The sequence below is a fragment of the Candidatus Thiodictyon syntrophicum genome (assembly GCF_002813775.1).
In the GTDB taxonomy this organism is placed as follows: Bacteria; Pseudomonadota; Gammaproteobacteria; order Chromatiales; family Chromatiaceae; genus Thiodictyon; species Thiodictyon syntrophicum.
This window is the reverse complement of the sequence record NZ_CP020372.1, coordinates 122,306-144,682: the sequence shown is the minus strand read 5'-3', so window position 1 is coordinate 144,682 and position 22,377 is coordinate 122,306. Positions and strand designations below refer to the sequence as shown.

General features: G+C 64.4%; 14 protein-coding genes. 5 read left to right on the top strand and 9 right to left on the bottom strand.

The window, feature by feature from the left end; translation table 11 throughout:
- Positions 1-215 precede the first annotated feature (215 nt).
- The 6 genes from THSYN_RS31830 to chlG all read right to left on the bottom strand — a co-directional run bounded on the left by THSYN_RS31830 (position 216) and on the right by chlG (position 9,695).
- A complete protein-coding gene (locus tag THSYN_RS31830) occupies positions 216-1,883 on the bottom strand; it encodes a formylmethanofuran dehydrogenase subunit A (protein WP_100923087.1) in 1,668 nt (555 codons plus the stop codon).
- 406 nt (positions 1,884-2,289) lie between these two features.
- Positions 2,290-3,588: a formylmethanofuran dehydrogenase subunit B gene (locus THSYN_RS31825; protein WP_100923086.1), complete on the bottom strand. Its 1,299-nt coding sequence runs from the start codon at positions 3,586-3,588 to the stop codon at positions 2,290-2,292.
- 1,037 nt (positions 3,589-4,625) lie between these two features.
- Positions 4,626-6,005, bottom strand: a complete 1,380-nt coding sequence (ppsR, locus tag THSYN_RS31820; protein WP_100923085.1) for a transcriptional regulator PpsR — start codon at positions 6,003-6,005, stop codon at positions 4,626-4,628.
- A 120-nt stretch (positions 6,006-6,125) separates the two neighbouring features.
- Positions 6,126-7,328, bottom strand: coding sequence for a geranylgeranyl diphosphate reductase (locus THSYN_RS31815; protein WP_100923084.1), 1,203 nt, complete (start codon positions 7,326-7,328; stop codon positions 6,126-6,128).
- A gap of 97 nt (positions 7,329-7,425) precedes the next feature.
- Complete coding sequence (locus THSYN_RS31810; protein WP_236849060.1) at positions 7,426-8,763, bottom strand: BCD family MFS transporter; 1,338 nt, start codon at positions 8,761-8,763, stop codon at positions 7,426-7,428.
- Positions 8,760-9,695: a chlorophyll synthase ChlG gene (gene chlG, locus THSYN_RS31805; protein WP_100923083.1), complete on the bottom strand. Its 936-nt coding sequence runs from the start codon at positions 9,693-9,695 to the stop codon at positions 8,760-8,762. The genes THSYN_RS31810 and chlG overlap by 4 nt, the downstream gene beginning before the upstream one ends.
- Before the next feature lie 114 nt (positions 9,696-9,809).
- Between chlG and THSYN_RS31800 the strand changes: the two genes are divergently transcribed.
- From THSYN_RS31800 to THSYN_RS31780, 5 genes are all read left to right on the top strand, one after another.
- Positions 9,810-10,094: a type II toxin-antitoxin system TacA family antitoxin gene (locus THSYN_RS31800; protein WP_100923082.1), complete on the top strand. Its 285-nt coding sequence runs from the start codon at positions 9,810-9,812 to the stop codon at positions 10,092-10,094.
- Positions 10,091-10,585, top strand: coding sequence for a GNAT family N-acetyltransferase (locus tag THSYN_RS31795; RefSeq protein WP_100923081.1), 495 nt, complete (start codon positions 10,091-10,093; stop codon positions 10,583-10,585). The genes THSYN_RS31800 and THSYN_RS31795 overlap by 4 nt, the downstream gene beginning before the upstream one ends.
- Positions 10,586-10,925: 340 nt before the next feature.
- Positions 10,926-12,827 carry a site-specific DNA-methyltransferase gene (locus THSYN_RS31790; RefSeq protein WP_100923080.1) on the top strand — a complete coding sequence of 634 codons (1,902 nt, stop codon included), beginning with the start codon at positions 10,926-10,928 and terminating at the stop codon, positions 12,825-12,827.
- A gap of 15 nt (positions 12,828-12,842) precedes the next feature.
- Positions 12,843-13,928, top strand: a complete 1,086-nt coding sequence (locus THSYN_RS31785; protein ID WP_100923079.1) for a virulence RhuM family protein — start codon at positions 12,843-12,845, stop codon at positions 13,926-13,928.
- Positions 13,925-16,933 carry a type III restriction-modification system endonuclease gene (locus THSYN_RS31780; RefSeq protein ID WP_100923078.1) on the top strand — a complete coding sequence of 1,003 codons (3,009 nt, stop codon included), beginning with the start codon at positions 13,925-13,927 and terminating at the stop codon, positions 16,931-16,933. The genes THSYN_RS31785 and THSYN_RS31780 overlap by 4 nt, the downstream gene beginning before the upstream one ends.
- Positions 16,934-17,196: 263 nt before the next feature.
- Here the strand turns inward: THSYN_RS31780 and THSYN_RS31775 are convergent, their stop codons facing one another.
- Genes THSYN_RS31775 through THSYN_RS31765 form a run of 3 tightly spaced genes read right to left on the bottom strand, consistent with a single transcriptional unit; the run spans position 17,197 to position 22,374 of the window.
- Positions 17,197-18,384, bottom strand: a complete 1,188-nt coding sequence (locus tag THSYN_RS31775) for a DUF3322 domain-containing protein (RefSeq protein WP_100923077.1) — start codon at positions 18,382-18,384, stop codon at positions 17,197-17,199.
- A complete protein-coding gene (locus THSYN_RS31770; RefSeq protein ID WP_100923076.1) occupies positions 18,381-21,743 on the bottom strand; it encodes an ATP-binding protein in 3,363 nt (1,120 codons plus the stop codon). The genes THSYN_RS31775 and THSYN_RS31770 overlap by 4 nt, the downstream gene beginning before the upstream one ends.
- Positions 21,736-22,374: a DUF4194 domain-containing protein gene (locus tag THSYN_RS31765; protein ID WP_100923075.1), complete on the bottom strand. Its 639-nt coding sequence runs from the start codon at positions 22,372-22,374 to the stop codon at positions 21,736-21,738. The genes THSYN_RS31770 and THSYN_RS31765 overlap by 8 nt, the downstream gene beginning before the upstream one ends.
- Positions 22,375-22,377 lie beyond the last annotated feature (3 nt).

Below are 22,377 nucleotides of genomic sequence, written 5' to 3'. Positions count from 1 at the left end.
AGCGTTCTGAAGGTCGCCCTGGCCGAGCGTTCCCAGGCTTGTCGAGAAAATAGGCGAAGCGCATCCGCCAACAGCAACCCTGAAGCGTTATCTACGGGACATTCAGCGCCGCGATGAGTCCGCCGGACCCAGCCCCGGACCTTATCCACCAGACACCAAAGTTCTTTCATTTGCGTTCGTTTGCGTTCATTTGCGGCTAATACTCCTGCTATCCCTCAGGCAACCCCGCGCGGCCGGCAGGGATGGATGTCGACCGGGCTGCCGATGCCCGCCGCCATCTCGGTGTCGGTGATCGCGAAATTGGCCAGCCGGATGCTGTGATAGCGGTCGAACCAGCGGCCGATACGCTGCTCGATCGCCGGGTCGAACTCGGGCCTGACTACCTGGGTGCGGCCCCGCACCACGCGGGTGACGGCGCCCTCCTCCACCACCACCTCGCCGCCCTTGAAGACCAGCATGGGACGGGCAAAGGTCTGTTCGGGGTCCGCCAGGTCGTGGTAGACGGTGATGTCGGCGCGCGCACCGGGGGCCAGGTGGCCGCGGTCGGCGAGGCCCAGGACGCGGCCCGGGGCGGCGCGGGTCATGATGGCGATCTCATTGCGACTGTATTCCCTGGTCAGTGAACCCAGGTTGGACAGGGCGGCGGCCTCGGGATTGATCTGGGCCAGACAGTCATTGCGGAAACCCCGGTCCATCAGCAGCCGAATGAGCCGCGGGTAGCTGGTGAAGGGGGCGCCGTTGGGGTGGTCGGTGGTCAGGAAGACCCGCCAGGGATCGTCCACCATCAGGAACAGTTCCAGGCCGATGGCCCATTGCAGCGCGTTGACGAAATTCTGGTCGCGATAGCGGAACGGCACCACCCCGCAGCCCGCGTCGCACTCGATGTCCATGCAGGTCCACTTGCGCGGGTGTGCGTGCTGGTGGTTGGCATACTGGCGCATGGTGTCGCCGGACACGGTCAGGGTCTGGCCGAACATCACCTGACCCACGTCGATGGTGACGTTCGGCCGGCGGTTGACCGCCTCGGCAATCACCGCCGCGGCGGATGAAAAGCGTCGGTCGCCCTCGGTCCCATAGCTGTGAAATTGGATATGGGTAAGATGGATCGGCAGTCCCTCGGCGGCGTCGATGGTGGCGAGCGTGGAGACCTGGTTACCCGGGATACCCAGATTGCTCGCGTGCACATGCAGCGGGTGCGGGACGCCCAATTCCGCCACCGCGCGGCTCAGGGTCCGCAGGATGTCGCGGGGGGTGAGCGGGTAATGGGGATGGCGTTCATCGACGTCGAGCTTGCGGGCATTGAACTTGAAGGCGTTGATCCCGCCCGGGTTGACGACCTTGATGCCGATACACTGGGTGGCCTTCAGGGTCCAGGCCACATAATCATTGATGACCTCCTGGCCCACCCCCTCGCTCATGAGTTGGAGCAGCAGGTCGTCATTGCCGAGCATGGCATAGCCGCCGGTGTCGAGCATCGGGGTATCCGCCATTTCCATGTGGGCCTGGCGGGCATTCATCGGCAGCACGGCCGGCTCGAAGGCGGTCGTATAGCCCATCTCCGCGTAGCGATAGCCGGCGGCGAAGGTCGAGGGCACCACCTGCCCACCCCCGGTGCGAGTCACTGCGGTACGGACACGGCGATGGGCCCGTTGATCCTCCGGCAGCATGGTGCGGGCGATGTTGACCTTGCCCCCGCCGATATGGGTATGCAGGTCGATGGCGCCGGCCATCACCAGCTTGCCGCGCAGGTCATGGGTATGGTCCGGGTCCTCCCCGGGCGCGGGCGCGACGAGTTGTCCGTCACGGATGAAGAGATCGCGGACCTCGCCGTCGATCCCCTGGGCGGGATCGTAGATCAGGCCGCCGACGAGCTTGGTCAGCATCTGTCTCCTCCTGTACCGATCATCGTAGTCACAGTGTCCGAAAAAGAGGGGTCGTCCGCAAATGAACGCAAATCGGCGAGGCCCGGTCCGCGCAGCGGACCCTACGGGCACGACGCCGCGTAGGGTCCGCTGTGCGGACCAGCACCCCCGACACGAGCGCCGTGGCCCGAGCAATGATCAAGGCCGCCGGATAACGAATCATTTTCATTTGCTCTAATTTGCGGACAAATATCTTAGTAATCCTAAAATCCACAGATGAACACAGATGAACACAGATTTTCTTTGAATTGTCATGCGCCTATCGCTGATGTCACAATCACCGGCAAGGTGAGCCCCCGCGCAAGCGTAAGTCAATGAATTATCTGTGTTCATCTGTGTTCATCTGTGGACAACTCCTCTCTCCAGGTCACTTGGCAGTGGCCCCAAGCCGCTCGCTCAGCATCCCGATCACCCCCGCCACCGACGCCAACCCCAGGTCGCGCACCTGCCCGAGCGGCAGGGGACAGACGGCATCGGTGCGGTACCAGTGCCCGGGGTGGTCGATCCCCGGCAGGCCCACCGGGATGAAGACCTCCGGCACCTGGCCACAGGGGAACCCCGGGTAACCCAAGACGATAGTCGGACACTTGGCTGTCGGCGTCGCGGCGGGGTTGGCGGCCGGCAGCGCCTGGACCCACAGCAGCAGGTCGGACTGCCCCTGCGCCAGCAGGTCCTGGTGGCGGTAGAGCAGCGGCTCGTAGCAGAAGCTGCCCTGTTGGCGACCGCTGCGCAGCGGATAGCCGGTCTGCCAGGTGCAGACCTGGTTGGCCGTCAGGTCCCCCAGGGTCCCGGCCAGGGGCAGCGCGGCGGCCCGCGTCGTGCGGTTGAGGTCGCGGACCAGTTCCACGAAGGCCTGGACCGTCAACTCCGCGTGGGGGAAGGCGAGTTCGCCCGCGGCCCAGGTCACCACGGCGTAGCGGGCGCCGCACAGCCAGCCCGCCAACTGCATCAGTTGCGCGCTCGCCACCCCGGGGATGGCATCGGCCCGGACCGGCCGACCGGCGATCAGGCCGCGCAGCAGGGCGCCGACCCCGGCCAGGTCCGTCAACGCCACCGGAATCAGGGTCGGGTTGGCGGCAGCAAGCTCGGCCGGCAGCGGACCGGCTTGCGCGGGGCCGAGCAGGACCAGACGGCGCTGCGCGGGCGGTGAGAAGAGGGCCTCGGGGGGCAGCAAGACACGCTCGCACAGTCGCGGGAAGCGGTGCGGGACCTCGCGGCCCAGGATCAGGATCAGGTCCGCCCGGTTACGCACCTCGGTCAGGGTCGCGGTCATCCAGCCGCCGTCCTGGAGGACCAGCAGATTGCGGAACAGGGCGTCAGCCGCGACGTGATCGAGCAGGGCCCCGCAGCGATCGGCCAGATCCAGCAGGGCGCGCATCCCGTTGACATCGGTCACCAGACCGCCGAACAGCGGCGCCCGGGCTGCCGCGAGCAGCCCGGCGGCCTGGGCCAGGGCCGCCTCGAGGGTCACCGGCTGGCCGTCGATCAGTGCGGCCCCGGGACCCGCGGCCATGGCCCCGGCGAAGGCGTTGCGGGCGGTCCGGCAGCCGTTCACCAGGACCAGGCCGGCATCCGGGCCAGCGGCGACGCTCAGGTCATCGCACGCGAGGCCGCAGAAGGGGCAGGTCAGGTTGCCTGGTGTCTGGGCGGGGTCACTCGTCCACATCGTGGTGCAGTCGCTCCGGGGTGTCCGCGGGTCTTGAGCCGGTACGCGGCCATTCAGCCCAGAAAGAGCAGTTCTCTCACAGAGACACAAAGATCACAAAGATTTTCAGAGCGATATGTCGGGCGAGGAGGTCACCCGGGCGGTGATCGGCCCAACACCTTCAATGATCTGTTTTTCTTTGTGTTATTCGTGTCTTTGTGAGAGCAATTGCCGGATTTGGGTTCAGGGTGCCCGGCGATTGGGTTGGGCACCGGGTCGCGAGCGATCAATGCCTGTTAAGCAAGAGCCGTTCCCACCGCCGAAACGCTGTGCGCAAGGCGCGATAGAACTGTTTTTCCTCAGGTCATCGGCGGCTTGGCGAGGCTCGGCAGCGACGGCGGGCGCGCGGGTCAGTGCCCTGTGTCAGACCTGAGACAGACTGCCCGCGCGTTGCGACGGCGGCGCGCGGTTCGATCATGAGAACAGCCGCCCGTCAATTGCTCCAATCGTTTGCCGCGTTGCCCGAGGCAAGCGGCGCGAGGTTCTGCTGGAGCTTCTGCGCAGCAGAAGACACCCTACGAGGCCCCGTCGGACCAGGATCTGATCAGCGCCGCGGACGCTATCTTTCAAGATCTCAATCGACGCGAGACGCCGGCGTGAAAGCACCCGGCCGCGGCGAGTGTGCTTGTGGTTGGGCCTTGAATTCCCCAGCAGTTGCAGCGGTGTGCCCGGATCGGGCGGCGGGACGGGGCATTCGCCCCGTCCCGAGCGTTTATTGCTGTGCTGAGCGCTGATGCGATTCAGCAGGTCGGGGAAAAACGTTTCGGACGGGGCGAATGCCCCGTCCGGCAGTTGAAACCCATCCTTACCCAGGGGTCTGAGCGTGCATCCTGATGGGTTTCGCTGCGCTCTACCCATCCTACGCGCTATGCGCTGCACTTCCGAAAATCCTGTTAATCCTGCGAAATCCTGTTAATCCTGTCCGTTTGTCGCCAGCCCGCACCATTGTCTATGCCTGATGTATGGCCTATGACTGGTCGATCTGAGGCGAACCCTCGCTACGGCAACACCGCCGGATCGGCCAACAGCTTGGGATCATCCTCCAACCCATAGCGGCCCAGCTTGACATAGAGGCTCTGGCGGCTGAGGCCCAACAACTCCGCCGCGGCGGTCCGGTTGCCGGCGGTCAGATCCAGCGCGGCCTCGATGTAGCGCTGTTCGACGACCGCGACCGTGTCGTCCACCAGCTTGCGCAGGGTCGTCTTGCCGATCTGTCTGGTCAGGGACTCCATCACCCCGTCCATGCCCCGCCCCTGGTCGGCGGCCGACAGGCGCCGGCTCACGTCGCGGATGAAGACACCGATGGTCCCGCCCTGTTTGCCGCCCCGGCCGGCGGCCGATATCTCGGCCTGGACTTCGGTGCCGAGGTCGCCGTGCAGGACCGTGGAGAAGAGCTTGACCGCCCCCAGCCGCATCACGTTGGCCAGCAGTACCGTCAGATCCGCCCCCGGTCGGCCGAGCCAGCGGCCCAGGGGCTCGCCCAGTACGGCCGCCTCCGAACCCATCTGGACCAATTCCAGAAAGGCCCGGTTGGCGCGCAGGATCGTGCCCTCGTGGCTGATGACCACGAAGCCGTCCGGCCCACCCTCGATCAGGTCCTCGAACCGCACCGGGTCGGCCGGGTCCGGCGGGGTCTGGTCCAGGGCCGCCGGTGCCAGTTGGACCAGGAGGACCTCCTCCTGGGCGCAACTGACCAGGGAGGCCCGCACCAGCCAGGGGGTCTGGGTCCGCCCCAGGCGCAACAGGACCCCGGGGGCCTTGCCTCGCTCGCGGATGCGCTGGATCATCCCGTCGAAGACCTCGCGCTCGTCGGCCCGCAAGGCCTCCGGAAAGCGCAGGTCGGCGGCGCCCTTGGTCGGGGCCGCCCCGATCCCGAGGGCCGCCGCGGCGGCGGGGTTCAGATCGACGATGCGCAGGGTGGCGGCACGCAACAGCAGGACCGCATCCCGGGAGGAGTTGAACAGGAGGCGGTAGCGGGTCTCGACCTCGCGCAGCTTCCAATAGTCCCGCTCCATTGCCTGCTGGGCCTCGACAAGCCGCGACTGGAGTTCGGCCACCGCCCGCAGATTCTTGCCGACGGCCAGGAGCCCGGTGTGCCCGCCGAGCAGGACGGTCGTGTACTCGACCGGGATCTGGAGCCCGCTGGGGAAGCGCTGTGTCACATTGCGAAAGGCGCAAACGCCGGTCTCACGGGCGTATTCCATCATGCGCCGCAGGCCCTCGCTGTCGGACTCGCTCACCGTGTCCGCCCAGGGGTTGCCGATCCAGTCGGCCACGCCCTCGTCGGCGAACAGGTTGGACAGTGTCGCATCGCGGATGATGCCCTGGGTGTCGAGCACCAGCATCACATCGGGCAGGGCCACAGGTTCCGTGCGCATTGTCGTCGTGTTTAACTCATTTGTCGGCCGCTGTCAGGTCATCAGTGGGGCTCAAGAAAAGCAATTTCCAGTCCTGTTGATCCTGTCCCTGACGTCTGTGCCGACGCGAACGCTACGTCTTCATTTGGCCGAAACCAACCCCAGGAGATGCCCCATGTCCTTGAAGAAGACGCGGATATGGGCCGCCGGCCGGGATTTGACCAGGCGCTTGTTCATATAGGCCTCCCAGGTGAGTTGCTGCACGTCCGGGTCCGCGCACATCTTCACGAAGCGCTCGCGCCGCTTGTCGCTGGAATACCAGAAGCGCTGCATGATCCCCAGGACCCAGAAGACGCGCCCGTGGGCCTTCATGAACCCCTTGCGGGCGGATTTCAGGCTGCGCACATCGCCGGTGGCGCAGAAGGCCTTCGCCGCCTCAGCGGCAAAGCGCCCGCCCGCCAGCGCGTAATAGATGCCCTCACCGGAGGCCGGGGCGACGACCCCGGCGGCATCCCCCGCCAGCACCACGTTGCGCCCGTCGTCCCAACGGCCCAGGGGGCGCAGCGGGATCGGGGCGCCCTCGCGGCGCAGCGTCTCTGCGTCCGCGAGCCCCGCCGCCTGGCGCAGTTCGCGCGTCGCCTCGCGCAGTGAAAAGCCGCTCTGCGCCGTGCCCACGCCGACACTGGTGGTGTCCCCGTGCGGAAAGACCCAGCCATAGAAGTCCGGCGAGATCTTGCCCTGGTAGTAGACATCGCAGCGGTTGGCCTGGAAGCCGTTCTCGCCGTCCTTGGGGGAGCGCACGATCTCGTGATAGGCACTGACACAGGGCATCTTGTCCGCCCCGGGGACGCACTGGCGCGCCACCCGGGAGCGGGCGCCGTCGGCCCCGATCACGCAGCGGGCGCGCACCTCGTGGATCTCAGCCTTGCCGCCGGCCACCTCGACCTCGTAGCGAACGGTCACATCGCCGTCGGCGGTGCGGACCAGTTCGGTGAAAGTCCCGGTGCGACGCACCGCGCCGTGCTCGGCCGCCCGTGCCCGCAGCCACTCGTCGAAGACATCGCGCTTGACCATGCCGACGAAGCCGTTCTCGATCGGCATATCGACCTGGCGCTCGGAGGGCGCGATCATCCGGGCTGAGTTGATATGGGCACACAGCAGGTGCGCCGGTAGCTCGAACTCGCGCATCGCCTGGGGCGGAATGGCCCCGCCGCAGGGCTTGATGCGCCCGGCCCGGTCGAGCAGCAGCACCGAGCGGCCGGCGCGGGCCAGGTCGGTCGCGGCCGTCGCACCGGCGGGGCCGCCGCCCACCACCACCACCTCGAAGCGCTCAGTCTCGCTCATCACCCGCCTCCATCCTGAAATCGCTTGAGGCGATTTCAGGATATAGTTAAGAAAATTAAATAACCGGCAGGATGCTGCCGATTATGAAAATGGGACATCAGCAATCGGCCGCGGCGGGCTGCTCGGTCAGGACCGGCGTTGCGGTCGCGACGTCCGGGCGGACGACTTGTTTGGCCAGGGCGGCGGCGACCAGGAACAGGATGGCCTCGGCGCCGAAGACGGCGGCGTAGGCCGGGGCGGGCGAGTCCATGAGCTGGCGCGTGAGGTCGATGGCGGCGGTGCCCAGGAAGCCGCCCACGGCATAGGCGACGGCCTGCGCGGCGCCCCAGAGACCCATCCGCACCCCCTCGCGCTCCTCCCTGCCCTCCCCCACCAGGCCCATCATGGAGCCGATGGCGGCCACTGCAAAGAGTCCGTTCGCGGCCCCCAGCAGGAAGACCGCCTGACGCAGCGGGAACCCGGGCCCGACCAACCCGCCAGCCGCGAGGTTGACCAGGGCCAGGGCCGAGGCGATGCAGCCGATGAAGGTCCAGGTCTGCATGGAACACAGGCGCCGCCCCCAGGCGGTACTGCCCAGCACGGCCAGCAACAGCATCCCGACGAGGACCCCGCCGTGCTGGACCGACGCGAGCCCGGTCGAGGCCCCCGGGGTCATCCCGAAGACGGTCCCGGCGTAGGGTTCCAGGATCAGGTCCTGGGCGCTGTAGGCGAGCATGGAGACGAAGATGAAGATGGTGAAGCGCCGCGCCCGGGGTTCGGACCAGACCTGGGCCATGGCCGTGCGGAAGGGCGTTTGGCGCGTACCTGCCGCCACTGGGGCCGCGGTGCGCCCCTCGATCCCGAGGGTCGCGAGCAGGGTGACGACGAAGGCGACGGCGGAGACGACCGCGCTCACCAGCAGCAGCCGGGCCGGTGAGAAGGGGTCCAGAAAGTGCCCGGCGAGGCCGGCGGTGACCACGAAGCCGACGATCATCATCAGCCACACCGCGGTCGCGGCGCCCGCCCGGCGGCGCTCATCGACCCGCTTGGCCAACAGCACCAGGAGCGAGGTCCCGCAGGCGCCGACGCCCCCCCCGACCAGCATGAAGGCCAGGACCGCGAGCACCACACCCGCCGTCCGCTCGGTGAACATCAGTACCGTGGCCAGGGCCGCCAGGACCCCGCCGGCGGCCAGGACCGCCATGCCGCCGATGATCCAGGGGGTACGGCGCCCGCCCAGGTCCGACCCGTAGCCCAGGCGCGGACGCAACACCTGCACCGCATAGTGCAGCGCCACCAGGGCGCCGGGGAGCATGGCCGGCAGCGCCAGCTCGACCACCATGACCCGGTTCAGCGTCGAGGTGGTGAGGACCACGATGGCCCCCAGGGCGGCCTGGACCAGCCCGAGCCGGAAGATCCCGAGCCAACTGAAGGGCGCGCCGTCCGGCCTGCTCACGGGGCGAGACTCCGCACCGCGAAGGCGCTGATCATCATCCCGGTCACATAGACGCTGACCCCGATCGCGCTGAGCCACAGGGCGCGCCCGACCGGGTCGCCGAGGAAGCGTACCATCATCCCGACCTGGATCAGCAGCACGACCGCGACCGCGGCGGCGTTGAGCGGTCGGTCCCAGGCGAACAGCAGCAGCACCACGAGGACCTGCGGCAGGGCCATGAAGAGGCAGGCGGCCCAGGCCGCGCCCCTGACGCCCAGTTGGACCGGCAGGGAGCGCACGCCCATGCGCGTGTCACCCTCGATCGCCTTGAAGTCGTTCAGGGTCAGGATCCCGTGGGCGCCCAGACCATAGAGACCGGCCAGGGTCAGGACGCGCCAGTTGGGCAGGGCACCGGACAGCATGACGGCCGCCCCGGTAATCCAGGCCAGACTCTCATAAGACAGGCCGACCGCCAGGTTCCCCCACCAGCCGTTGCCCTTGAGGCGCGCCGGCGGGGCACTGTAGGCCCAGGCCAGCACCAACCCGAGGGCCGCGGACCAGAAGACCCAGGTGCCGAGCGTCGCCGCCAGCAGGGCCGACAGGATGGTCCAGATGATGGCGATATAGAGCCCCCAGCGCCCCGGGATCCGCCCGGAGGGGATGGGGCGATTGGGCTCGTTGATCGCATCCACATGGCGGTCGAACCAATCGTTCACCGCCTGGCTGGTCGCACACACCATGGGGCCGGCGAGGATCACCCCGAACACGAAGTAAAGCCAGCGCTCGGCGATCGGTATCCCGGAGGACACCACGCCGCAGGCAAAGGCCCACATGGGGGGAAACCAGGTGATCGGCTTCAGGAGTTCGAGCACCGCCGCGGGGGACGGGCGGCCGGCGGCGGCCGAGGGGGACGGGCGGCCGGCGGCGGCCGGGGGGGGCGCGGGAGCATTCATGGGCGTAAGTTATAACTGACAGCACCCATTGTCAACTATGCTTGACACTTGCGGCGCTTGACATGTCCGTCACTCTGCCGTACATACTGAGCTAGCAATATAAGGAGACCCATCATGCCGGTTACATCCAACCGCACCGCGCGCCTCGAGGCGCGGATTGCGCCCGAGGCGCTGGTGCTGGTCAAACGTGCCGCCGAGATCCAGGGGCGCAGCGTCAGCGATTTTGTCGTTGCTGCCGCGCAGGAGGCCGCGCACCGCGCCATCGAGGAGACCAGCATCATCCGGCTTTCCGCCGAGGATCAACGGCGCTTCGTCGAGGCGCTGCTCGATCCCCCGGCCCCGACGCCCGCGCTGCGCCGCGCCCAAGAGGCCCACGCCCGACTGTTCGGTTCAGAGTGACGGCCCCGTTTCGACTTCAGGCGCTGGCGCCCCATCATGACCGAAAGGGCTTTGTCTGTGGCGTCGAGGCGTTGGACCGATACTTCGCCGAGCGCGTCACCCAGGATATGCGCCGCCGCCTGACGGCCTGCTATGTCGCCGTCGAGGCAACAACTTTACGGGTGGTCGGGTACTACACGCTGGCCGCCGCCGGCATCCCGTTAGGCGACCTGCCGGAGTCGCTGGTCAAGCGTCTGCCGCGGTATCCGTCGATCCCCGTCGCGCGGCTGGGTCGCCTGGCCGTCGCTCAGGACGATCAAGGCCGGGGTCTCGGCAGCGCCATGCTCTGGGACGCGCTTACGCGCGCCGCGCGTTCCGAGGTGGCGGTCTTTGCCCTGGTGGTCGATGCCAAGGATGAGCAGGCCGAGGCATTTTATCGTCACCAGGGTTTCGCGCCCTTTGGCCTGGTTCCACGGCAACTCTTTCTGCCCCTGAAAGAAGCGCAGCAATGATGCCACCCGCGTCTGGCCGACCGCGCCCGTCTTGCCGAAATATGCCGTCGTCGCTACGCTGAAGGCATGAGGACCTTGAACATCTCCCTCTCAATACCGTTACGTTACGCCCGGGACGGGCCTCTCGTTCCCACGCTCCAGCGTGGGAATGCAGTGCGGGCGCTCCGCGTCCCGTCTGGTTACTGGACGCCCAGCGCCCGCCCCGGCTCCCCTGCTTGCGCTTGGGAGCCGGCAGCGCTTAACTTAGGGGTATTTAGGTCGAATTGAACACCCTGATCAAAGAGCCGGCACGGCAACTCGCGACGTTGACCGCAGAACTGTAGTTACCCTGGAGCGATCGATGGACAAACTGGACCCGAAGGCCGACGGCGCATCGGCCGATATCACGGCAGAGAACATCGCGGCCCTCAAGGCACTGTTCCCCGAGTGTGTCACCGAGGGCAAGGTCGACTTCGAGGTCCTGCGGGAATTACTCGGCAGCGCGATCGAGGATCGTCCCGAGCGTTACAGCTTCAATTGGAACGGCAAGAGTCGGGCGCGGCGGATCGCGCAGACGCCTTCTACGGGAACGCTTCGTCCCTGTCGGGAGGAATCGGTCAACTGGGACACCACGCAGAACATCTTCATCGAGGGCGATAATCTGGAGGTGCTCAAGCTCTTGCAGAAGAGCTATCACAAGCGCGTGAAGATGATCTATATCGATCCGCCTTACAACACAGGAAACGAGTTTATCTATCCGGATAAATACCAGGACAACTTGGACACTTATCTTCGATATACCGGACAGAAAGATGGTTCGGGACTAAAGTTAACCGCAAATAGCGAATCGTCCGGACGATATCATACGAACTGGCTGAATATGATGTTTCCGCGCCTCAAGCTTGCACGGAACCTGCTGAGAGATGATGGAGCTATTTTTGTCTCGATAGATGATCATGAGGTTCACAATCTTCGATTTATGCTGAATGAAATATTCGGGGAGGATAACTTCAAGGCGAATATCATATGGCAGAAACGATACACTAGAAGCAATAATACCGTGGATTTCACGACGGTTGTTGAGCATGTGCTTGTTTACGCGAAAAGTGACAGATTCACTGTGAACCTGCTGCCAAGGACGGAAGAAGCAGACGCTCGCTATTCAAATCCTGATAACGATGTTAGAGGGCCGTGGAAAGGGGCATCGTTCCTCAATCCCGCAACGCCAGAAGAGCGACCGAATCTTTGTTACCCAATTCAGAACCCTCGAACAAAATTAGTCACAAATCCAACCACAAATGCTTGGCGCAGATCGAAAGCGGAGTTTGATAAGCTTAGTGCGGAAGGCTTACTCTATTGGGGAAAAGATGGAACGCAGCCCGTTCCTTCAATAAAGATGTTCTTATCAGAGGGTCGCGGCCTCACCCCGATCAATTTTTGGCCTCACGAATATGCTGGTAATACGGACGACGGTACAAGAGACCTATCGGGATTGATTCCCGGCAAAGTGTTCGATAACCCGAAGCCTGTCGCTCTGGTTCGCCGTTGCATAGAGCACTCTTGTGACGAGAGCTCATTAATTTTGGATTTCTTTGCCGGATCATCCGTCACCGCTGACGCAACTTTGGAGCTTAACGCAGAAGATAGTGGGGAGCGCCGGTGTATCTTAGTTCAACTGCCTGAGCCTTGCAGCCCAAGCTCAGAGGCGTTCAAGCAAGGTTTCCGAACAATTGCGGATATCGGAAAGGAGCGGGTGCGCCGCGTCATTAGACGAATCGCTGATCGCGGGCCACCTGTCGATGGAAACGGCAAGGAACTTTCGCAAGATAGTATCGCCGGAAACGCAATGGGTGTGCGAGTCTTCCGCCTTGATGCTTCAAATTTTTTCCCCTGGGACGCGGACCTCGATACCCTGGAGCCGTCGCTTCTTGACGCCGTCGAGAACATCAAGACCGATCGGACCGAACTGGATATCCTCCACGAGCTTCTGCTCAAGTACGGCCTAGACCTCGCTATTCCGGTCGAGCAACGGGAAATCGCGGGCAAGACGGTCTATGTCGTTGGCGCCGGCGCACTGATCGTCTGTCTCGCCGATGGCGTCACGCTGGAGGTGGCCGAGGGCATCGCCGCGCTGAAGGCGGAACTTCAGCCCGAGATCACCCGCGTGGTCTTCAAGGACGCGGGCTTTCCGAACGATGTCGTCAAGACCAACACGGTCCAGATCCTGCGTCAGGCAGGCATCGACGACGTGAAGAGCCTTTAGTTGGGGAGACTCGATATGATCGATCAGACCGACGATGACCACTCCGTCTCCGAGATTCCTTCCGGCCGGGGTGAAATCCTGTTCTACCAGACCGAAGACGGCGGCACCCGGGTTGCGTGCCGCTTTGAGGACGAGAGTGTCTGGCTGAGCCAGGCGTTGATGGTCGAACTGTTCCAGACCTCAAAGCAAAACATTAGCTTGCATCTCAAAAACGTCTTCGATGAGGGCGAATTGGACCCCGATCGAGTTGTCAAGGATTACTTGACAACTGCCGCTGACGGCAAGGCGTACCGGGTCAAACACTACAATCTGGACGCGGTGATCGCGGTCGGATACCGGATTCGTAGCCGTCGCGGTACGCACTTCCGGCAGTGGGCGACGGAAACACTTCGGGAATATCTGGTCAAGGGCTTCGTCATGGACGACGCACGCCTAAAAAATCCTCCCGTCGCCGGTGCCGCCGTTCCAGACTACTTCGACGAGTTGCTGCAGCGCATCCGCGACATCCGCGCCAGCGAGCGGCGGATGTACTTGCGGGTACGTGAAATCTTCGCGATGGCCGCGGACTATGAGCCTTCCACGGTGGCGACCACCCGTTTCTTTCAGACCATCCAGAACAAGCTCCATTTCGCTGCCACCGGCATGACGGCCCCTGAACTGATCCGCAGCCGTGCGGATCACCAGTTGCCCAACATGGGTCTGACCAACTGGAAATCGGGGGAGGTGCGCAAGGGCGACGTGACTATCGGCAAGAATTACCTCAATGGGCAGGAAATCGACGAACTAAACCGCATTGTCGTCATGTGGCTGGACTATGCGGACGATCAGGCACGGCGCCGCAAGCAGGTGTTTATGTCCGACTGGGAGGAGAAGCTGGATGCCTTTCTCGCGTTCAACGACCGCCGGGTACTGCCCGATGCGGGCAAGGTGACGAGGAAGGCTGCCGACGCCTTTGCATCGCACGAGTACGAAGCCTTCGCGGAGCGTCGGCGGTTGTTCAAGGAAACCGAGGGGGAACGGGCGGCGATGCAGGCGCTTGAGCAACTGGCGCGCGAGCTGCCCGAACAGCACGACGAACCTGATGATGGCAGCGAGACATGAAGATCCAATTCAGTTCCGATCTGGACTACCAGGCCGAGGCCATCGCGTCCATCGTCGATGTATTCCAAGGCCAAGAGACCTGTCGGACCAACTTCACGGTGGCCGCACTCACTGACCATCCCCAACTGGACCTGGCCCTGGAAGGGGAGGACAGTGATCTGGGTATCGGCAACCGGCTGCGCCTGCTCGACGAGGATATCCTGACGAACGTCCGCGCGGTGCAGTTGCGCAATGGGCTGGCGCCGTCGGCGGCGCTCAACGGGATGAACTTCACGGTGGAGATGGAGACCGGCACCGGCAAGACCTATGTGTATCTGCGCAGCATCTTCGAGCTGCACCGGGCATTCGGCTTCACCAAGTTCATCATCGTCGTGCCGTCCGTCGCCGTCAAGGAGGGTGTCCATAAGTCGCTCCAGATGACGGAAGAGCACTTTCGGGGGATCTACGAGAACGCGCGGCTCGATTATTTTGTCTACGACTCCCAGAAGATCGGCCAGGTCCGGAACTTCGCGACCAGCGACAGCATTCAGGTCATGGTCATCAACATTGATGCCTTCCGCAAGAGCTTCACTGACCCGTCAAAAGAGGATAAGGCCAATATCATCCATCGGCCTCATGACCGGATGACAGGCAGCCGGCCCATCGAGTTCATCCAGGCGACCAACCCCATCGTAATCATCGACGAACCGCAAAGCGTCGATACGACCCCCAAGAGCCGTGAGGCGATCAACTCGCTGCACCCGCTCTGCACACTGCGCTATTCGGCGACCCATGTCGATAAGCACAACATGCTGTTCCGATTGGACTCGGTCGACGCCTACGAGCGCAAGCTGGTGAAACAGATCGAGGTGGCCGGCATCGAGGTCGAGGACGGATTCAACCGTGCCTATGTGAAGCTTATGGAGGTGGACAACCGTCACGGCGGCGTGCGGGCGCGCATCGAACTCGATCTGGTGCAATCAGGCGGAACTGTCGCGCGCACCGCCAAATGGGTGCGCAGCGGCGATGATTTACTGGACCTGTCCCGGGGGCGTTCAGTCTACGACGGCTATATCATCGAGGACATCGACTGCACCCGGGGCAACGAGTACATCAGCTTCACCAGCAAGCCGGAGATCGTGCGCCTGAACGAGAGCATCGGCCAGGTAGACGCCGATCACTACAAGCGTTTGCAGATCCGCAAGACGGTACAGACCCATCTGGAGAAGGAACTGCTGTTGCGCCCGCGAGGGATCAAGGTACTGAGCCTCTTCTTTATCGACCGCGTCGCGAACTATCGCGGATATGACGAGCAGGGCAATCCTCAACCCGGCAAGTACGCGCGCATATTTGAAGAGGAGTACCGGGCCGAGATCAAGAAGCCGAAGTACGACAGCCTCTTCGGGGAGATCGAGCGGGAGACCGCCGTGGAGGGTATCCACGACGGCTACTTCGCCGCCGACAAGAAGAAGGTCGCCGGCCGGGCCCTGACCCTGTTCAAGGAGTCCAAGGGCGAGGGGACGACCGCTGCCGACGAGGACGCCTACAATACGATCATGCGCGACAAGGAGTGGCTGCTGAGCTTCGATTGCAAGCTCAAGTTTATCTTCTCGCACTCGGCCCTGCGGGAGGGTTGGGACAACCCGAACGTGTTCCAGATCTGCACCCTGAATGAGACGGCCTCGGCCATGAAGAAGCGCCAGGAGATCGGGCGGGGGCTGCGGATCGCGGTGAATCAGGCGGGCGAGCGCGTCCATGGCTTCGAGGTCAATCGGCTCACGGTGATGGCCAACGAGTCCTATCACCGCTTCGCCGAGCAGCTTCAGCGGGAAATCGAGCAGGAAACCGGCATCCGCTTCGGCTTGGTGGAGACGCATCTGTTCGCGAACATCCCGGTCACCGACGCGCAGGGTAACACCGTGTATCTCGGCACTGAAGCGTCCAGGGTGCTCTGGAACCACCTGTGTTCCATGGGTTACATCGACAACAAGGGGCATGTCCAGGATGCCTTGAAAACCGCTCTGAAGCAGAACGCAGTGGATCTGCCCGAGCAATTCAAGGCCCAAGCCGAGCAGGTCCAGGCGGTGCTGCGCAAGGTGGCCGGCAATCTGAACATCCAGGATGAAGCTAAACGGGAGGTGGTCAAGCTCAACAAGGCCGTCTACCTCAGCGAAGACTTCAAACAGCTTTGGGACCGCATCAAGTACCGCACCAGCTTCCGGGTCGATTTCGACTCCGAGCAGCTGATCGAGACCTGCGCGACCGAGATCCGCGACAACCTCAAGGTCGGCAAGGCCCGGTTCGTCACTCGTACTGCCCGCATCGCCATCGACCGGGGCGGTGTCGCGGCCCAGGAGATTGCGGAGTCGGTCGCGGTGTTCGACGGGCGTGACTATCAGTTGCCCGACGTGGTGGGCTATCTGCAGAACGAAACCAATCTGACCCGACGCTCCATCGTCGCGATCATGATCCGCAGTGGTCGCCTGGCGGACTTCAAGAACAACCCGCAGAAGTATATCGAACAGGTCGCTGCCATCATCAAACGGCAGATGCGGCTCTTTATCGTAGACGGGATCAAATACCAGCGTATCGGCGACCGGGACTGCTACGCCCAGGAGCTGTTCGAGCAGAACGAGCTGTTCGGGTATCTCAGCAAGAACATGGTCGCGAGCGCCAAGTCGGTCTACGACCACATCGTCTACGACTCGGAGGTAGAAGAGGAGTTCGCCCGCTCATTCGAGCAGAGCGAGGAGGTAAAGGTCTTTGCAAAACTGCCCGGTTGGTTCAAGATTGACACCCCGCTGGGCAGTTACAACCCCGACTGGGCGGTGCTGGTGGATATGAGCGGTCAGTCGCGTCTGTTCTTTGTCGTCGAGTCCAAAGGCAGCCTGTTCAGCGACGCCCTACGACCGATCGAGCAGGGCAAGATCGACTGCGGCAAGGCCCACTTCAAGGCGCTTGGGACCGATGTCAACTTCACCGTCGCCAATAATTATACGGCGTTCAGCGGCGAGCTGGCTGAATAGTCGCCACCTGTCAACCAAAATCCGGCAATTGCTTACGCCTGGCGTAGGGTGCGCCGTGCGCACCTTCCAAGGCTGCGGCTAAACGAAACATCGCGAGCCTGGGCTGGCGTCGCGGTGCGCGCGGCGCACCCTACGGGTACACGCATTTGCTAAAGGTCAGAGCATTTCCATCCGGGTGTGCCAGGTTCCTCGGCGCCCCCACAGAGTCCGTCATCCGCATCTTCCCCCGGATAAGTGACGCCGACCGCATCGGGTCCGTTGTCTTAGCGCCTTGTTCCGACCTGGGCATCCAACGCCGCCAGCACCCACCGAAACCCCACCCGCTCCTGCTCCAACCGCAGGCCTTGGCGGATGCGGTTGTCCCGCAGGTCATTGAACAACGCCGTCTCAGCATCGGTAAGTCGCGGCAGGTCGTGCCTGACCTGGTCGCCCTCCTCGCCCCACAGTGCCTCGTGGGCCATCAGGGTTGGGCGGTCCATCAGGAAGGAGGCCACTTGGGCAAAGCGGCTGCGCAACTGATCGAGGATGGCGAAGCCGTGGGTGTCGATGTCGCCCCAATAGTGGATGGCACAGCGGGCGAGCCAGTCGGCCCCAGCGAGCGCCTCCCAGCCATAGCCGGCACCGAAGATGACGAGTGAGTCCGCGGCGGGCGGGAAGGCCAGAAAGTTGGTCTCGTTCTCAGTGATGAACAGGCGCCGTACCGGCACCTCCAACCGTGCGAAGCTCTCGGAATCAAGTGTCACATCCGGCAGGATCGGACCCGGCAGCAGGGCGAGCCTTGGATCGAGCACGCGAAAGCGGATACGGGCCGGCTTGTCGAGAAAGCCATAGCGCGCGGCGAACTGGCCGATGCCGGTTCGCTCGGCGGCGATGGCCTCCGGCGGCAACACCAGGTCGAGCAACTCGGTGAGGACCCCGCGGTGCGCCTCGATGAACTTGCTGTGGACCCCCGCGATGTCCACCTGCCGCAGATAGATGGCGGGACGGGGATGCGCGGCCAGCCACTCCACCACGGCGAGCAGGTGCCGCCACTGCCCGGCCAGTTCGATGGCCTGCAGGGGCCGCCTGCCAACCCATTCCAGCACGCGCGGCTGCCGGGCGCGCGTGAGCGCCAGCAACTCGGCGAAACGATCGGCCTCGCTGCGCCTGCCGATCAGGGCCAGGGCGGCGTCGAGTGTGTCGATCCAGATGGACTGGGGCAGGCGCTGGGACCCCAGGACCCGATGATTGACCTCGCGCCACTCGACCCGGCACTGGGGGATGGCGATCAGCTCGGCAATCCAGGCGCGCACGGACTCGAAGCGTTCGGCCAGCTCGGTCGAGCCGGGGCCCTTCAGGGTCAACCGCAGCGGGAACCGCGGCTCGCCGGTGATGAGCGGACGCAGCAGTTCACCGCGCTCCCAGAGGCGGCGCAGTTGCGCCTTCAGGTCGCCGGCAGTCGTCCAGTTCATACCGCGAGTTCGGCCTTGCGCGCCCGGTACTCCGCAATCGACAGGTTGCGCAGCTTGGAGGCCCGGCCGCCCTCGTTGTGGACGAAGCCCACGCTGGCGACATAGGGCTCGATGATGTGGATCTTCTGCAGCGGGGTGACGATCAGCAGTTGCAGGTTGAGTTGTTGAAAGAGCTTGAGCCCATACTGGGTCGACTCGTCCGAACCCCGGCCGAAGGCCTCGTCGATGACCACGAAGCGGAAGGAGCGCGAACGCACCGCCCCCCATTCCAGCCCGAATTGATAGGCCAGGCTCGCCGCCAGGATGGTATAGGCGAGCTTTTCCTTCTGGCCGCCGGACTTGCCGCCGGAGTCCGAATAGTGCTCATGCTCGGCCCCGTCCTCGCGCCACCGCTCGCTGGCGGCGAACAGGAACCAGTTGCGCACATCGGTTACCTTGGCGGTCCAGCGCCGATCCTGTTCCGAGGTGCCCTCGCGTCCGCGGAAGCGGTCGATGATGGCCTTGACCTGGAGGAATTTGGCCTCCGAATACTGCGCGTCCTCGGAGCCGGTCAGTGCCCCTTCGGTGCAGGCGCGCAGGTCGTCCCGAAAGTCCCGGATCTCGGTATCGGGGCTGATCTGGGATTCCAGCACGATGAAGCGCCCCGGGTTGTAGTCGATCTGGGTGAGCGACTCATTGATGCGGGCCAGGCGTTCGCGGATAGTCTCGCGCTCGCGGGCGAGCTGCGCGTTGAAGTTAGCGATTTCATTGATCGTATTGACGTTCAGGAGCTCCTTGAAGCGTTCCTCGAAACGCGGCAGATCGTCCCGGCCCAACTGATCCAGGAGCTTGCGATACTCGAATGCGGCCTCCAGGCTAGCGTCAAATTCCGCGGTCTCAAGCCGGTAGGCGTCCTTGAAGGCGGACATCGCCTTGATGATCCGCTCGGCCAACCGGGAGAGCGCGCGGGCCTCGGTATCCATGCGCTGCTGCAGGCCGTCACGCAGGTCACGCTCACGGTTGTCGCACGACTCAATGGCAAGCTGGTGCTCGCCCAACACCTGCGCCCGCAGTCCCGCCAGCCGCAGACGCAGCGCCTCGTCAATCCCGACGGCCAGTGCGGCGGTCTGTAAACGCAGCGCGGCGGCGGTCTCTTGGCGGGTCTCCACACTGCCCAGTTCTTTGTCCAGGGCCGACAAGGCGGCCTCGCTCGCATTCAAGGCCGCCTGGGCCGCGGCAAGCTGGGACGCGAGTTCGCGCAGGAGGTCGCTGGCGGCCTCCAGGCGCGCCCGCTCGTCTTGCAGACGCGCGATGGTCGTCGCGCAACTCGGCCAGTCGAGATCACGAAAGGTGTCGAATTCATGCAGGGCCGCCAGGGTCTCGAGCAGCCGCCGCAACTGCGCCTGTTCGGCCTGCGCCTTGGCAATGGAGGCCCCGATCCCGCCGAGCCGGGTCTCGAGCGCCTGCTGCTGCACCTGAAGTGCCGCGATCTTGGCCGCGTTGCTCCAACCCAGCACATAGCGGCCCCGGTCATCGAGCCGGTGGCGATCGTCCTTCTCGTGTCGCTCCCCCGGCGTCTTGACCTGACCGCTGCGGGTCAGGGCGCGGGTCTCGCGGCGAAACTGTTCCGGGGTGGCGCAACAGGCATAGTCGAAGCGCCGCGCGAGTTCCGGCTCCAGCCAGTCATAGAAGGCCGAATCCGTGCGAATGGCGAGTTGACGGACCAGTGAATCGCGGTGCAATGACTGGCCGTCGGCGCCTCTGCCGGGACGCACCCGAAAATACACCAGACGCCCGGCCAGATGGGTGCGATCCACCCAGTCGGCGACCTGCGGATACTGCGCATCCGGCACCAGGAGCGACAGGGCGAAGTTGTGCAGAACCCGTTCGATGGTGCCTTCCCAGTCGCGCGCCTCCTCGCGCACCTGGAGCAGTTCACCGGCAAAGGGCATGGCCTGCGCGTCGAGCCCCAGTGCAGTGCAGATGGCCGAGCGCATCGCCACCTGCGACGACGGGATATTGCTCTGCCGGGCCTTGAGGCTGGCAATCTCATCAATGAGCGTCTGGTGCTCGCGGCGGCCCTCGCGCAGCGATACGCCCCATTCGGTGAGTTGGTTCTGCAGGTCGTCTTCCTGCCGGCTGAGATCCTCGCGCCGTTGCGCCAATCGATGCCGCTGGGTCGCGAAGGCGGCCTCATCGACGGTCGCTGACTCACCGATGGCCGCGAGCAGTTCAGCATGGCGCTGGGCACGTTGTCGGCGGCGGTCACGCTCGCGTTCCTGGTCCCGGCACTGGATGGCCAACTGCTCCAGGCGCTCGCCGCCGTTGTCCGCGACCGCACCCTTGAGCCGATCCAGTTCGGCACGCTCCTGATCGCGTTGCTCGGCGCGCCGCGTCCGCTGCGCCGTGAGGCGCGCCTGATCCTCGGCCAGCAGTTGCAGCCGTCGGTCCAAGAGCTCGAGTTTCAATTCGGCGAAATAGGGTCGCAGGGCCTCGCGACAGGAACGCAGGTCTTCGAGTTCGGCCGCCTGTACGCGGTGGCGGTCGCAATCGGCGACCAGGGGGGTGAGCAGTTCCACCTGATGCTTGGCCTTGAGCACCGCCTCGTGCGCCCGGTTGAGGTCGTCGAAGTGGGTGATCAGGGCCGCGATGCGGGGGCCCACGTCGAAGGGCTCCAGCATGTGACTGCGCACGAAGTCGGTGAGGTTGCCGACCGACTTCATCGAGACGGTTTGGAGAAAGAGGTCCAGGGCCTGTTCGTTGTCGATGCCGAAACGGCGCCTGAACCAGGCACCGTACGCGGGAAAACTGTCCTCGATCTCGGCGCCCAGGCGGCGCAGCTTCTTACGCAATTGGGCGATGTCGGTCCCGAACCGCGTAAAATCCGTGGCAATCGACAGGTCGCGCTCCGCCCCGACGAAGAAGCGCGCCGGCTGACCCTGCGCCTCCTTCATCCAGAACACCTGCGCGAGCGTCACCGTCTGGTCATAGCCCGCATTGTGGAAGACACCCAGAATGACCGAATAGCTGTTGTGATCGCGCAACGCCACCGGCTTGGCAGTTCCCGTCACCTCGTTGCGCTCCGACTTGTAATGCCCAAGCACATAGGAGCGCAGGGTTCGCTCCTTGCTGTCCGCCCCGGCGGCCTTGTTGAAGGCGATGCGCTGCACCGGCACCAGCAGGGTGGTGATGGCGTCCACCAGGGTCGACTTACCGGAGCCGATATCACCGGTCAGCAGGCAGTTCTTGCCGTCGAGGTGCAGGGTCCACAGGCGTTCATCGAAGGTGCCCCAGTTGAAGACCTCGAGCCGCTGGAGGCGAAAACCCGCCAGGGTATCGTCAGCGACGAAATCCAGGTCCAGGGTCAAGGGCTCATTCATCATCGGTAGCGCCCGCGGCGTCCGCCGCCCCCGCGAGCTGGGCCTGATAGGCGGCCAGCCGCGCGTCGAAGTCGGCCAGCCATTGGGCATCGACAAAGGCCTTGAGGATGCGCCGCACCTCGAAGCCGGACGGGCCGCCGGTCGCCTTCAGGCGGCGCACGAATCCCAGTTCGATGATCTTGTTCAGGTGCGTATCGATCTGGTCGATGAGCCTGGCCTCGTTGCTGCTGTCGGGCAGGAACACCCGCACCAGTTCGACGATGTCCTCGCGCGCCAGCACCAGCCTGGTATCGCCTCCACCGGCATCGGACTCGGCCAGCTTCTTGCGCAGCAGGGCCAGCAGCAGACTGACTGGGAATGACAGGGGCCGCCGCGCGACCAGGCGGGGCAGTTTCACCGCGGCCTCGTCCTCGGCCGTCTCGGGGCGGCTCTTCAGGAAGGCATAGCCCTCGGCCTCGTCCAGCACCAGTTCCAGGCCCAGGATCGCAACATAGTCGCGCACCCGGGCCTGCAGGTTGAGCAGGCCGCCCCACAGGCGCTCATCACCCTCACGGTAGATCACCCCCTTGAGTAGGGTGATCGCGAGCGCCGACAGGTCCGCGCCGGCACCGACCGGGGTTGGTTCTTCCATCGC